Raw genomic sequence first — 12802 nt, 5'->3', positions numbered from 1 at the left:
CTATGGGTTTTCGCCGCGGCCTGTTCGCGTTCCTGCGCCGCGATGGTTCGCCCATTGGCCTCGATCGTCTGCCTGCGGCTTACCGTCAGGTCGGTCAGGTGCCGATGTTCCTGTTCTATCTGTCGTTGGCCGAACTGGTCAGCCCGGATCTCAGCTTGCGCCAGCGCCGCGCGCAGATGCGCGACCTCCGCCTCGAGTTCCTCTCTGGTCATCGTATTCAAGGACGGTTCCGCTGCTGGCATCGCATGATTATTATCGCGATCCATATTAGCGGCGACGGCGGCACCGCAATCGAAAAAAATGTTACGGATCGGGGCATTAACCCGTGGTTGCCAGAGCAAATGCAACTGCAATTCGGCTTGTCCCGACACGTTGACCAATTCGCTAATCTGATTGATGGTGATCGTCAGGACGATAAGTCAGTTCTCCACGATGTACTGGTGGCTGGCCGCAATGAACGATGCATTCGATGCGGGACGGCGTGCCGGTGCCCCACCTCTGGGCTCGGCGGCCGATTGCCCGATCACCCATGCCGAACTCATGCTGCGCATGAGCTGGATGAACGGCTCCAGTTGGAGCCGGATCAATGGAATTTCTATGCGAGCGTGAGTTGATCCGACCATCCGGTTGCCTTTTCCTCAGCCGGATGTCTCTACCGTGTCGCGCGCCCGTTCCCCGGTTGCGGCGAAATAGGCGGCCCTATTTAAATGCCGCGCTTTCAGGGTCAGGTCGTCGACCGACTTGGCCAAGGCCAATTCCTCATTGGTGCGTCGTTCAAAGTATGCCGGGCAATCTTCACTCACGCATGTCTCCTTTCGCAAAGTGTTACCCGTTGCGAACGTTGTTCATGGCGGTCTGAAGGGCCATGGAGGGCGGCGTCGCGCATTTAGGCGACATCCCCCGTTTCGTGCCTAAACTGATCGTCTCGACTGCCATTATGTTCCTTCACGAGACAGAATGTTTCGAAACTGTATCAATCACATGGGTGGATTGTCCGGAACAAGATTGACCTCGGCATGCGTTATGAAGTGGTCGGGTCGGGAGCCGGATCATGTGTCATGTGCTGATTATCGAGGATGAACCATTCATCGCCATGAGCATCCAGGTGATGCTCGAGGAGGAAGGTGCGACGTCGTTCGACTTCGCCGTTACCGAGCAGGATGCGGTGGCGGCGGCGATGGCACATCGCCCGGAACTGATAACCTCCGACGTGAAGCTGATCGAGGGTACCGGCCCCATGGCGGTGGCCCAGATCCATGAACGGCTGGGAGCCCTGCCGGTCATCTTCATCAGCGCGACTCCCGGCGAATGTAAACCTTGCGACCCACCCGGAATCGTCCTGAGCAAGCCGCTTCGCGAGGGCGATCTGAAGGACGCCTTCCACAGGATCGGAATGTGCGAAAGCGGATAGGCCAGCGGTCGACGCAGCCGTTCGCAAAGATTGATTGCCCATCATTTCAAGGACCTGTGCCATCTATTGACACGAATGTGACGTACGCGCAGTGCGAGCCATGACCTCCCGACTTTCCTGCAATGTTTCGCTGACCCCTGAGCTGAAGAGCTTCATTGCGGACAGCATCGTCACGGGCGACTATGCCAATGTCAGCGAAGTCGTCCGGGCGGGTCTGCGTGCCCTGCGTGACGGACAGGGCGTCGTGGTCCGGCCGATGATTCAGGACTGGCCCGCCTCTGGTGGGGAATGTGGCGCACTCATTCGCAATCGGGATTGGAGCCGAACTTCACTCGGGACTCCGCAAGGATGGTCGCACGAGATGCGCGCGACCATCTCGAATCTCGTCAATTCACCGGTCGCCAAGGTGCTCATGTGGGGCCCCGACCACGTCATGTTCTACAATGACGCATATCGGGAAATCGCAGGCGACCGGCATCCGCTGGCGCTCGGAATGCCGGTCGCCGAGGCATTTCCGGAGGTCTGGGACTGGAATGGTCCGGTGCTGGCTGCCGTCCTGAAGGGTGAGGCTCAGTCCCATCTCGACCAGCCCATCGTATTCCAGCGGCCCGATGGCCCACAGACGCTGTTCCTCGGCCTATTCTACACGCCCGTCTACGATGCGGATGGCCAGCCGGGCGGCGTATTGTGCACGATCATCGACAACAGCGCGCGCATCGCAGCCGAGCAGAAGGTCGCGGCCAGCGAGGCGGAACTGCGTCGGATTACCGACGCCGTGCCGATGCTCGTTTCCTATGTCGATCGGGACCACGTCTACCGCTTCGCCAATGCCGACTATCAGACTTGGTTCGGCATAGCGCCCGACGCCATGGTCGGCAGGCATGTGCGAGACGTGATCGGCGACGTCGCCTATAGCGACCGCCGTGCAGACCTCGATGCCTCGCTAGCAGGGGCTTCGATCGTGGCGGAGACGGTGCTCCAGCATCGCGAGCTGGGCCCACGTCAGACCGAGATTCGCTATGTGCCGCATATCGGCGATGATGGTACCACGCACGGCGTCTACATACTTGGCATCGACGTCGGAGAACGAGCCGAACGGGAAGCACAGATCAGGGCCAGCAACAGCCGCTTCCGTACCGCCATGGAGGCAGTGCACGGCGTCCTGTGGACCAACAGCGCGGATGGGCGGATGATCGGGGAGCAGCCAGGCTGGGCTGCGCTCACCGGTCAGAGCACCGACGAGTATCAAGGCTTCGGCTGGTCCTCGGCGGTCCACCCCGACGATGCTGCCGGCAGCGTCATCGCATGGAACGAAGCGGTCGCCTCGCGCAGCATGTTCGTCCACGAACATCGCGTTCGTCGCCATGACGGCGAATGGCGGACCTTTGCCATCCGTGCGCTCCCTATACTCAACGACGCGGGCGAAATCACCGAATGGGTGGGCGTTCACACCGACATCTCGCATCAGCGCGCGGCCGAAATGGCGCTGCGTGAACACGCGGATAGCCTCTCACGCCAAGTGCGTCACCGCGAACGTGCCGAGGAACAGTTGCGTCAGCTGAACGAGACGCTGGAAAGTCGCGTCATCGCCGAGATCGGCGAACGGCGTCAGGCGGAGGCCAAGCTGGCGCAGGCGCAGAAGATGGAGACGGTGGGCAAGCTGACGGGCGGCGTTGCGCACGACTTCAACAATCTGCTGCAGGTCGTAGGCGGCAATCTGCAACTGCTGGCTCGGGACGTCGCGGGCAACGAGCGGGCCGAGCGGCGTGTGACGAACGCCATGGCAGGCGTCTCGCGCGGCGCTAAACTGGCCGCCCAGCTTCTCGCCTTCGGGCGCCGTCAGGCGCTCGAGCCGAAGGTCGTGAACGTCACCCGCTTCGTGCAGGGAATGGACGATATCCTGCGCCGCGCGATCGGCGAGGCGATCGAGGTCGAGACGGTCTTCTCCGGCGGTCTGTGGAACACCTTCATCGATCCCAACCAGATCGAGAATGCGCTGCTCAACCTCGCGATCAATGCCCGGGACGCCATGGAGGGCCGCGGCAAGCTGACCATCGAGCTTGCCAACGCCCATCTCGACGACGCCTATGCCCGTGCACACGAGGAGGTCACGCCCGGCCAGTACGTGATGATGGCGGTGACCGACACCGGTTCGGGCATGTCGCCCGAGATTGTCGCCAAGGTGTTCGAGCCCTTCTTCTCGACCAAGGCCGAGGGCAAGGGGTCGGGGCTGGGCCTCTCCATGGTCTACGGCTTCGTCAAGCAGTCGGGCGGCCATGTGAAGATCTACTCCGAGGTCGGCGAGGGCACGACGATTCGGCTGTATCTGCCGCGTGCCACGGAATCGGAAGATGTCGAGGTCCTGGTCGATACGGGACCGATCACGGGCGGAACGGAGACGGTCCTCGTCGTCGAGGACGACGAGGAAGTGCGCACGACCGTAGTCGAGATGCTGACCGATCTGGGCTACCGCGTCCTGAAGGCGCCCGATGCGACCAGCGCACTGGCGGTGGTCGAAAGCGGCGTGGCGATCGACATGCTCTTCACCGACGTGGTCATGCCCGGTACGCTCAAGAGCCCTGAACTGGCCCGCAAGGCCCGCGAGCGGCTGCCTAATATCGCGGTACTTTTCACTAGCGGATATACCGAAAACTCGATCGTTCATGGCGGTCGTCTCGACAAGGGCGTCGAGCTGCTGTCGAAGCCCTATACGCGCGATGCCCTCGCCCGGAAGTTCCGCCATGTGCTGGCCAACGAACAGCAGCGTCGACAGGCGTCCGCACCGGCGCCCGCGGTTCCTGAGACGGATTTCGTGTGCGCCGCTCCGATGGCCCCCAGTGCGACGATCCGACGGACAGCACTGCTCGTCGAGGATGACGACCTGATCCGGATGAACACGGGCGAAATGCTTGAAGAAGCCGGTTTCGTCGTCGTCGAGGCGGCCAGCGCGGAAGAAGCGCTGATGGCGCTTCAGACGACGCCGGTCGACGTGCTGGTCACCGATCTCAATCTTCCCGGTGCCTCGGGGCAGGAACTGGCCGCCAAGGCGCGGGCGCTACGGCCGGATGCATTGGTGGTGTTCGCGACCGGTGACCCAGGTGCGGTGGCGAAGGAGGACAACTGCGTCGTGCTGGCCAAGCCCTATGACGCACGCGCCCTCGCCCGCGCTTTGGATATGAAGGAAAGCCGGTCCGTTTTAACCGACGGTTGACCGGCCTTAGCGGATCAAGACGGAGGGAGGATCACAGTAATTGGTGCCTCCTGCCGCCTGCAAGCAACAAGGGTCACGCCGTCCAGCGCGCGGCGTGACCCTTTGCAGCCGAGACGATGGCCTCGATCTCCGTCGGGAGGACCGGGTAGCCAAAGTGCCATCCTTGCCCTTCGTGGCAGCCCTTCGCGCGCAGCCACCGGGCCTGCACGATCGTCTCGATCCCCTCGGCGATGACTTCCACGCCGAAGGCGCGTCCCAACGTCAGGATGCTGTCCACCACGGCGGATTGATCAGACCCCACAGCGATGTCGGCGACGAAGCTGCGGTCCACCTTGAGCCTGGTGATCGGAAAGTCTCGCAGCACGCTCAGCGAAGCAAAGCCGGTGCCGAAATCATCGAGTGCGATCCCGACGCCCAATGCCCGCAATGCGGTCAGCGTCTCCACCACGGCGCGTGTATTCCTGACCGCAATGTTCTCGGTCAACTCGAGTTCGATCATGTCGGCCGCCACGCCGTGCCGTTGCAACGTCTTCGCCACCTTTTCGGCGAGGGAGGTCGAACGGAACTGCGAGGCAAAGAGATTTATGCCCACGCGTAGCGGTATGCCTGCGGCCGCCCAGGCGGCTGCCTGCGCAACGGCTTCGTCCAGCACCCAGGCTCCAACGGCAGCGGCAAGCGGCATCAGTTCGAGGATGGGCAGGAAACGATCCGGGGTCAGAAGGCCATGTTCGGGATGCCGCCAGCGGAGAAGCGCCTCGACGCCCACCACGGTTTCGTCGGACAGGCGCACCTGTGGCTGATAATGGACTTCGAACTCGCCACGCTCGAAGGCTTCGCGAAGCTGATGCTGGATGTGCTGTCGGTCTTCGACCTGATGACGCAGGTGCGGCTCGTAGAAGGCGATGGAGCCGGCGCCGCGCTCCTTGGCGCGGTAGAGCGCGAGGTCGGCATGACAGATGAGCCGATCGATCTGGTCGCCATGATATGGCGCGATGGCGACCCCGATGCAGGTGTCGACCCGCAACTCCTGCTCATCCACGATAAAGCCCTCGTCGAAGCCTGAACGCAGCCGTTCCGCAATGACCAAGGCGGTGCGCGGGTCTGCGACGTCCGGCGCGATCACGACGAACTCGTCGCCACCCAGGCGCGCCAAGGTCTGCCCGTCCTCGAGCCGCGCCGATAGCCTGTGGCCAATGGCCGACAGCAACGCATCGCCCATCGCATGGCCGAACACGTCGTTGACGTCCTTGAAGCCGTCGAGGTCGAACAGGAGGACGGCCATTGGCCGGTCCGTGCTGAGGATGGCGCTGGCACGTTCGTGAAGGAGCGTCCGATTTGGCAGCCCGGTCAGGGGATCGTAATGGGCAAGGCGCGCGAGTTCGCGCTCCTGGCGCCGCATTTCGATGCGATCGACGACGACCTGACCAAGGCATCCGAGCAGGTGCCGATCGCGCTCGCTGAAGAGGCGAGGCGTCTCGTCGACCACGCAGAGCGTGCCGATCACCTGTCCGGATGCGACTCGAAGCGGTACGCCGGCATAGAAGCGCAGGCGGGGGCCATCGATAACGAGCGGATTGTTCATGAAGGCCGGATCCAGGGCCGCGTCCGCGATCACGAACGGACCCTCCTGATCGAGCGCATGGGCACAGAAAGCCACGTCCGTCGGGGCTGAGCAGACGTCGAGCCCCGTCCGCGCCTTGAAGTGGACCACGTCGCGGGTCACGATCGACACCATGGCGGCGGAAACCTGGAACAGCTCCCTCGTCAACGCGACGATGTGATCGAATTCGGCTTCGGCCTCGGAATCGCCCATGGCATAATCGGCAATAGCCGCTGCCCGCGCATCGTCGATGTGGAGCTTCTCCTGCAAGTCTGCGATCATACCATGCATTTCATCACCGCAGCTGCGGAATGCGCAACGGGAAGGTGCGCATGACACCTCAATCCTTAGTAAAGGATTGATTTGGCGGCATAGCTCATGGCAAATCTGGTGTTGCCGCACCCGATACAGGTTGCGAAGTACCGAATTTGCCGCGCGCTTTGCCGCGACGTCGACAGGTAGGGCAGCGTCGTCGTAAAAGCGGCGGTAGTCACAAGGCCCGCACGCTTCGGCCAAGATCACCAGCTTTCGCGCCCGATCATCCGCTTCGGCCCGACATCCGGCGTGCCACCTCCATCTGACCAGTCATACGATCGCTCGTATGACTGGTGATAGGACCGATAACTTCCTGTACCGCTCATGCTTTCGTCAGCGACGACGAGCACACCACTTCTAGGCACTCGACTGAGGCGGCCCCACGCAACGATCAGTGATATCCCGATGCCGTGCACAAGGGATATCGGTTTACATTCGGCGTCAGAGGGACGGCGTGCCGCCCGTGCCGCGCCTTGACGCTTCCCGCTCGATGAGGGTCATTGCCTTCTCCCCCGTTCCTTCCGGCTGAGACAGGGTGATCTGGCCACCTTGCAATCCTACGTCGGCAGCCAGCCGGAACACCCCTCCTTGTCCCAGACAGGCGGCCCGACCACACCACCTCGCGTGCAGCCCCTCGCCATCGATGCCGTCGCTGTCCCTGGATGGCGTGCCATACTTGCCGACCAGCATTGTCCGCCAAGCTGCGGGGTCAGTTCCCGATGGCGGCAGATATGCGACGCTACGCACACGGGCGCCATCCGGCCAGACGAACGTGCCGATCATCACCTTGCCGCCCTTGCCGTCGTCGAATTCGACACTGTCCAGGACGCTTCCGCCCTTCAACGGTAGCCGCCCACCTCGAAGATTGACCGCCTTGCGGACGCGATCCTCGAACGTGTCGGTCCGCGTCCGCCGCTTCACGATCATCCCGCGTTCCCTCATGACCCTTTCGACGTCCCCCTCGGTCATACCGAGCCGAAGTCCAGCGAGGTCGAAGGTGGCGGGAGCTCCTTTGACTGTCTGCGTCGCGGCGGCGTCCACGCCGATCTGACCAGCCGTCGCCGGCTGCGTCGCCACAAGGACGAGCGCCATCACATGCTTCATGATGCTTCCTTTCAGATGTCGATTTCGCCCGATCGCCGCAGCGAGCGGATACGCAACTGTGCTACACCGCCGATCACGATGTACGCGATCAGGTAGGGCAGGCCGTGCTTCGCCAGCCCGATCTTCATCGCGACGGCCGTCAGCGCGGCGACGATGAACGGCACGGTTCGCATCGAGCACAGTACGGCGAACAGCATCCAGGACGCTGTCGGGCGGATAAGCGCGGCGATGGCGGTCGCCATCACGACGGCGAAGCCAAGCGGATCGGAGTTGGTGAAGAGCGTCACGATCATGCCCGGGGCAATCAGGAAAAAGCCGCCGAGGATGAAGATCGGGACGAACGGAACGGTCTGTATAGGCATGGCTCAGCCCCCGAAGGCCAGCATCGATCCCATTGTCGTGGCCATCCCGGCCAGCATGTCCATGTACTCGGCTTGATTCCCAATCATCGTCGCCTCCCTACTCGAAGGACGCCACCCCAGTCGGCGGCATCCCGTGGAACGGGATGCCGGCCCCCTGAGCCGGGTGTTGGAAACCTGAATTGGAACAGGCGCGGAAACCTTTAACCGGGTGGTCTGGACATACGTCACCGCCACCCGGCCGAAGAGCTCTTCGACCGTCATTGGTCTTTCGACCGACCTCCAATTTCAGGGTTTCCACGCCCCGGCCCGGGAACCGCTTCCCGTGCACCGACAAATATAGGCCGCGATTTTCTGGATGGCGACGAGTTTTTAGGATGGATCAGGCGGTGACCATCCAAGCGCATCAGCGACCTGTTCGGACACGGAACCGGAGATGCCATGCTCAGGGCGTTCGCTAAAGCACTGCAGGCCACCGTGCCTCCCTCAGCCATCATTGCGCGCACTGGTGGCGAGGATTTCGCCATATTGCTCGATCGGACTACTATACGCGGTGCTGCCCTCGTCGCCGAAGCAATACAAAGGTCATCCAGCGGCCTTTGAGATCACCTTCCGAGGGGGCCGTCAGTGGGCGATCGCCGAAATGAAGGCGGAGGACTCGCTGACCTCGCTCCTTGATCGGGCAGACATGCGCGCGTACGACGCCAAGACGAATGTCCGTGATCAGATGTGTCCAAAGCTGGAAGGCCACGTTAGCGGAAATTGAGCTTTTTAGTTCAGGCAATTCGCCTGTGGCGAATGTCTGTCGTCGCGTTCAAGATCAGGGCCAGACTGGATCGCCGTGGGCGATCCTTCTCATGTCTGTCGCCGTAAACCATTATCGTTGACGGGACGTTCACGTCGCGGACCGATCATCCTCGAGATGACGCACTATGTATATATCGCCACAAGTCCCGACCTGCTCGACTGGTCCGGGAGCATTCATGGATGTCCTGCCGTGAAAGTCGGGGAGACATGGAACCCAGCCAATCGAGAAATCTGGCTGTCGGGACGCGATCCAGGAAGCGGATCGCTCGTACGCGCTTGTGCTGGTCACGACGACTGGAAGATCGTCGCTGAAAGGGAAGTCGCCTCCCTCGACGAGGCGCTGGAAATTGAGGCCATCTTCAAGACCGCCTTCCATCCGGCTCGTATCGATAGGGTCGGTGCGGGCGAGACCGACATCGTGCTGCTACCCGAACCGACGCTCTCCGATGAGAGCATCGCGCGCCTTCATCCCCTCATTCGCGATCTGTATAAGGCTGCGCGGTCGCGCATGCATATTCCCGCGCGCGAGCGCGACGTTCCCTACGTAACCGATCACGAGCGGGAGGTGCAGCGCGATATCGACCTTCACGAGTCGGACCGTGACCACGATCGCGGCGAGAACGAGAACAGATCGGAACGCCAGCAGGAAGACGGCTGGTATTATGAGGACTGACGTACCGCGATGATCGTCGTCATCTCATTAGTCGAGGCGTTCGTTCGTGGTTGCGTCTGTCCGCTACGACGCCTGACCATTGCCCATCTCAGTGATGTTAGCGAGACCATTGACGGCGGAAAAACGAAGTCGACTTGCTGACGCCAGAATAGCGTTATGAACCGCAATTGAGGCGGCCTTGCCAAGACCGGCTGTGTCCTTCTTCGGTCAACGTCAGCGTCGCCGAGGTTTCGACGTGCTCTGGCCCCCTGCCAACCTCTTTCCCACTGTTCTTTATCAAAATGTCCATGCCCCCGCCGACCCAATGATGAAAGGTATACGGGAACACCTCGCTGGCGTCGGCGGCGGGACGCAAACTGACGATACTGCCGTCACGCTTTACAGCCCCTCGGTCCTCCTTCATCGCGACCCGCCGCTGAGCAGCCCCCATCGGGTGGTCCGGGTTATTAGTTAGTGCATTGTCGTCTCCGCCGCCATTGCCGGTCGTAGGTGGAGCGAAGCGGAACCGGAGGGCGGCAATGGCGGCGTCGCCGCTTGTGGTGCGGGCGGCCGATAGCCCAGGCTGCTGTGCGGCCGGACGGTGTTGTAGTGACGGCGCCACGCCTCGATCAGTACTCTTGCTTCAGCGAGGCTGTAGAAGATCTCGCCGTTGAGCAGCTCATCGCGCAGCGAGCCGTTGAAGCTCTCGTTGTAGCCATTCTCCCACGGCGAACCCGGCACAATGTACAGCGTCTTCACGCCAACTTGCCCGAGCCATTTCTGAACCGCGGTAGCGATGAACTCGCTGCCGTAGCACATCGGGAAGCGCTGGAATGGGAGCCACTGTGGCCCTGATGAAGACAAGGCCGCGAAGCGGCCGCAGGCTTCATCAGGGCAAGCCATGGTCGGCCAGCAGGTATCTAAGGTGAAGTTGTCGAGACAACACTTTGGAGGCCGACCAACCATGACCAAGCTCACCTCTACGCCTGCCGGCGCCGTGCTGGTAGCCATCGACATGTCCAAGAGCCGGCAGGAGGTCCTTATAGAGCGACCGGAAGGCGGCCGGCGCCGGCGGATGACCGTCATGGCGACCAGGCAGGACTATGACGGCTTTGCCGAGCAACTCGCTGCCATCGGGCGCCCCATCATCGTCGGGTTCGAGGCGACGGGTAATTACCATCGCACGCTGGCACACCGGCTGCTGACGGCGGGGTTCGAGCTGCGCCTCATCTCGTCGGTCGCGCTCGCCCGAACGCGTGAGGCGCTGCACAACGGCTGGGACAAGAACGACCCCAAGGACGCGCAGGTCATCCTGCATATGCTGCGGATCGGCGCGACGCAGCGTTACGTCGACCCGCTGGTGGCCGGGATCAACGACCTGCAGGAGCTGTCGAAAACCCACGAGACGATCTCCAGGATGAAGACACAGACCTGGCACCGGATACTGACCCACTACCTGCCGCTGTACTTCCCTGAGATCGCCCGCTTCGCAGGCAACAGCCGGTCCGACTGGTTCCTCGCGCTCATCGAGCGGTTTCCGACACCGGCCACCATCACGGCGCTGGACCGCGAGGCATTCTCGGCTGCGGCATGGCCGCTCATCGGCCGCAAGGTCTCCAAGGCACGCCTCATCAACGACATCTATGAGACGGCGTCCGCCTCGACGGCGCTGCCGGTCCCGGAGGACTCGGCCGCCATCACCATGTTCCGTATGGTCATCGCGCAGGGCCGCAGCCTAATCCACCAGCGTGACGAGATCGAGCGGCTGGCCCATACGCGGCTCGCCGATGACGTTGATTACCAGCTGCTGCGCAACATTCCGGGCATTGGTCCGATCAATGCGCTGACCATCCTGGCCGAGGCCGGTGATCTGCGGCGTTTCAATCATCATCGTCAGTTCCTGAAGTTCTGCGGTCTCGATCTCGCAACGTGTCAGTCAGGCACGTTCCGTGGCCGCACCAAGCTGTCCAAGTACGGTAACGCGCGCCTACGCCGGACCTTCTGGATGGCTGCCCAGGTCGCCGCGCGTCAGCGCGACAACAGCTTCCGCGACAAGCTCGGACGATATGTCGCCGGGCACGCGGACGATGCCGACCGTCGCCGTAAGGCGATGACGGCGCTCACCGCCAAGATGGCGCGCGTGGCTCATGCCGTCGTCAAGACGGGGACAGAGTACCGGCCGTTTCTCGAACGGTCGGATGCCAGGTGGAAGGACCCCTCTCTGCAAGTGCCGTGAGGGCGCTCGTCGAGCGACCCTGTAGATAATGTTCGGGCCTTCCACCTGGGTGCGTATCTCGTTTTAAGGATGGTGAGGACCACGGCCGCCCCGGCGCCGCTGGATCCTGTGTTTGCTATGGCAGGGAGCGATCCCGTTGACGGTGGGAGCCATCTGGCTCAGAATGCATGCCGTGCCGATGGTTGTCGGCGCATGGATATCTGCTGGCAAAAACCCGCCGCTGCTTCCCGACATAGGACGTTATCCGATCTGATATGCGCGGGCGGACCCCTCGCGATGAACAGGTCGGCAAGCGCTGCCAGCACGTCTTCGTGTCGAAGCTGGCGCGCGACGACCAGTGCCAGGCATTCCCTGCTGGCCTCATCGATGATGGTCAGTATCCGGAACTTGCGCCCGTCATGCGTCCGCGCTTCGACGAAGTCATACGCCCACACATGCCCCGGATACTCCGGTCGCAGCCGGATGCACGAGCCGTCGTTCAACCATAGCCGGCCACGTTTAGGTTGCTTCTGCGGCACCTTGAGGCCTTCGCGCCGCCAGATCCGCTCCACCCGTTTATGGTTCACCGACCAGCCCGCCGCATGCAGCAGTGCGGTTACCCGGCGGTAGCCGTAGCGCCCGTACTGCTTGGCCAGCGCGACGATGTCGTCGGTCAGCACCTCTTCGCCATCTGCCCCGCACGGCACCTTGCGCTGTGTCGACCGGTGCTGCCCCAGCACGCGGCACACGCGCCGCTCGGATACGTACAGCACCTCTCGCACCTGGTCGATGCAGCGTCGGCGTCGCGCGGGGCTCAGAAGTTTCCCCGCGCCGCCTCCTGTAGAATCAACTTGTCCAGTGTCAGGTCGGAGATCGCACGCCGCAGCCGCAAGTTCTCCTTCTCCAGATCTTTCATCCGACGCGCCTGATCCGTCTTCAAGCCGCCGTACTCCTTGCGCCAGCGGTAGTAGGTCTGCTCGCTGACCGCGATCCGCCGGCATGCCTCAGCGGTCGTCCCGCCCTGGCCCAGCATGATCTCGACCTCACGCAGCTTCCCGATGATCTCCTCAGGCTTGTGCTTCTTGGCAGGCATGCGTCGTCCCTTCCTTGATCCAGACTGTCATAGTC

At 62.4% G+C, this 12802-nt stretch carries 9 protein-coding genes and 3 pseudogenes; 6 read left to right on the top strand and 6 right to left on the bottom strand.

Annotation, left to right across the window (positions count from 1 at the left end):
* Positions 1-2: 2 nt before the first annotated feature.
* Complete coding sequence (locus ACWPWT_RS06500; RefSeq protein ID WP_454279018.1) at positions 3-614, top strand: hypothetical protein; 612 nt, start codon at positions 3-5, stop codon at positions 612-614.
* A gap of 24 nt (positions 615-638) precedes the next feature.
* Here ACWPWT_RS06500 and ACWPWT_RS06495 read toward each other — a convergent pair whose 3' ends face one another.
* Positions 639-803: a hypothetical protein gene (locus tag ACWPWT_RS06495; protein WP_294235138.1), complete on the bottom strand. Its 165-nt coding sequence runs from the start codon at positions 801-803 to the stop codon at positions 639-641.
* 248 nt (positions 804-1051) lie between these two features.
* On the opposite strand from ACWPWT_RS06495, the gene ACWPWT_RS06490 reads away from it, so the two are divergent.
* Both ACWPWT_RS06490 and ACWPWT_RS06485 read left to right on the top strand, forming a co-directional pair.
* Complete coding sequence (locus tag ACWPWT_RS06490; RefSeq protein WP_294235140.1) at positions 1052-1411, top strand: response regulator; 360 nt, start codon at positions 1052-1054, stop codon at positions 1409-1411.
* A 100-nt stretch (positions 1412-1511) separates the two neighbouring features.
* On the top strand, positions 1512-4622 hold the full coding sequence (locus tag ACWPWT_RS06485) for a PAS domain-containing protein (protein ID WP_454279017.1): 3111 nt from the start codon (positions 1512-1514) through the stop codon (positions 4620-4622).
* A 73-nt stretch (positions 4623-4695) separates the two neighbouring features.
* Here ACWPWT_RS06485 and ACWPWT_RS06480 read toward each other — a convergent pair whose 3' ends face one another.
* The 3 genes from ACWPWT_RS06480 to ACWPWT_RS06470 all read right to left on the bottom strand — a co-directional run bounded on the left by ACWPWT_RS06480 (position 4696) and on the right by ACWPWT_RS06470 (position 7934).
* Complete coding sequence (locus ACWPWT_RS06480) at positions 4696-6744, bottom strand: putative bifunctional diguanylate cyclase/phosphodiesterase (RefSeq protein WP_454279016.1); 2049 nt, start codon at positions 6742-6744, stop codon at positions 4696-4698.
* Between the two features lie 234 nt (positions 6745-6978).
* On the bottom strand, positions 6979-7641 hold the full coding sequence (locus ACWPWT_RS06475; RefSeq protein ID WP_454279015.1) for a hypothetical protein: 663 nt from the start codon (positions 7639-7641) through the stop codon (positions 6979-6981).
* A gap of 11 nt (positions 7642-7652) precedes the next feature.
* On the bottom strand, positions 7653-7934 hold the full coding sequence (locus ACWPWT_RS06470; RefSeq protein WP_454279014.1) for a hypothetical protein: 282 nt from the start codon (positions 7932-7934) through the stop codon (positions 7653-7655).
* Positions 7935-8405: 471 nt separating this feature from the next.
* Between ACWPWT_RS06470 and ACWPWT_RS06465 the strand changes: the two genes are divergently transcribed.
* Positions 8406-8603 carry a diguanylate cyclase domain-containing protein gene (locus tag ACWPWT_RS06465; RefSeq protein WP_454279892.1) on the top strand — a complete coding sequence of 66 codons (198 nt, stop codon included), beginning with the start codon at positions 8406-8408 and terminating at the stop codon, positions 8601-8603.
* Between the two features lie 319 nt (positions 8604-8922).
* Positions 8923-9480, top strand: coding sequence for a hypothetical protein (locus ACWPWT_RS06460; RefSeq protein ID WP_454279013.1), 558 nt, complete (start codon positions 8923-8925; stop codon positions 9478-9480).
* A 450-nt stretch (positions 9481-9930) separates the two neighbouring features.
* Here ACWPWT_RS06460 and ACWPWT_RS06455 read toward each other — a convergent pair.
* Positions 9931-10269 (bottom strand): annotated as a pseudogene (locus ACWPWT_RS06455) (integrase core domain-containing protein); the annotation flags it as partial.
* A gap of 154 nt (positions 10270-10423) precedes the next feature.
* Between ACWPWT_RS06455 and ACWPWT_RS06450 the strand changes: the two are divergent.
* Positions 10424-11720, top strand: a pseudogene (locus ACWPWT_RS06450) (IS110 family transposase).
* Positions 11721-11853: 133 nt separating this feature from the next.
* On the opposite strand, the pseudogene ACWPWT_RS06445 reads toward ACWPWT_RS06450, so the two are convergent.
* Positions 11854-12767 (bottom strand): annotated as a pseudogene (locus ACWPWT_RS06445) (IS3 family transposase).
* Positions 12768-12802: the final 35 nt, after the last annotated feature.

It is taken from the genome of Sphingomonas sp. Marseille-Q8236 (assembly GCF_965112005.1).
This window is presented reverse-complemented; position numbering and strand designations above follow the sequence as displayed.

What these genes read in the sequence shown, in the direction of transcription:
- ACWPWT_RS06500 (WP_454279018.1), top strand. Translation starts at nt 3, where the DNA reads ATGGGTTTTCGCCGCGGCCTGTTCGCGTTCCTGCGCCGCGATGGTTCG.
- ACWPWT_RS06490 (WP_294235140.1), top strand. Translation starts at nt 1,052, where the DNA reads ATGTGTCATGTGCTGATTATCGAGGATGAACCATTCATCGCCATGAGC.
- ACWPWT_RS06485 (WP_454279017.1), top strand. Translation starts at nt 1,512, where the DNA reads ATGACCTCCCGACTTTCCTGCAATGTTTCGCTGACCCCTGAGCTGAAG.
- ACWPWT_RS06475 (WP_454279015.1), bottom strand. Translation starts at nt 7,641, where the DNA reads ATGAAGCATGTGATGGCGCTCGTCCTTGTGGCGACGCAGCCGGCGACG.
- ACWPWT_RS06470 (WP_454279014.1), bottom strand. Translation starts at nt 7,934, where the DNA reads ATGATCGTGACGCTCTTCACCAACTCCGATCCGCTTGGCTTCGCCGTC.
- ACWPWT_RS06460 (WP_454279013.1), top strand. Translation starts at nt 8,923, where the DNA reads ATGACGCACTATGTATATATCGCCACAAGTCCCGACCTGCTCGACTGG.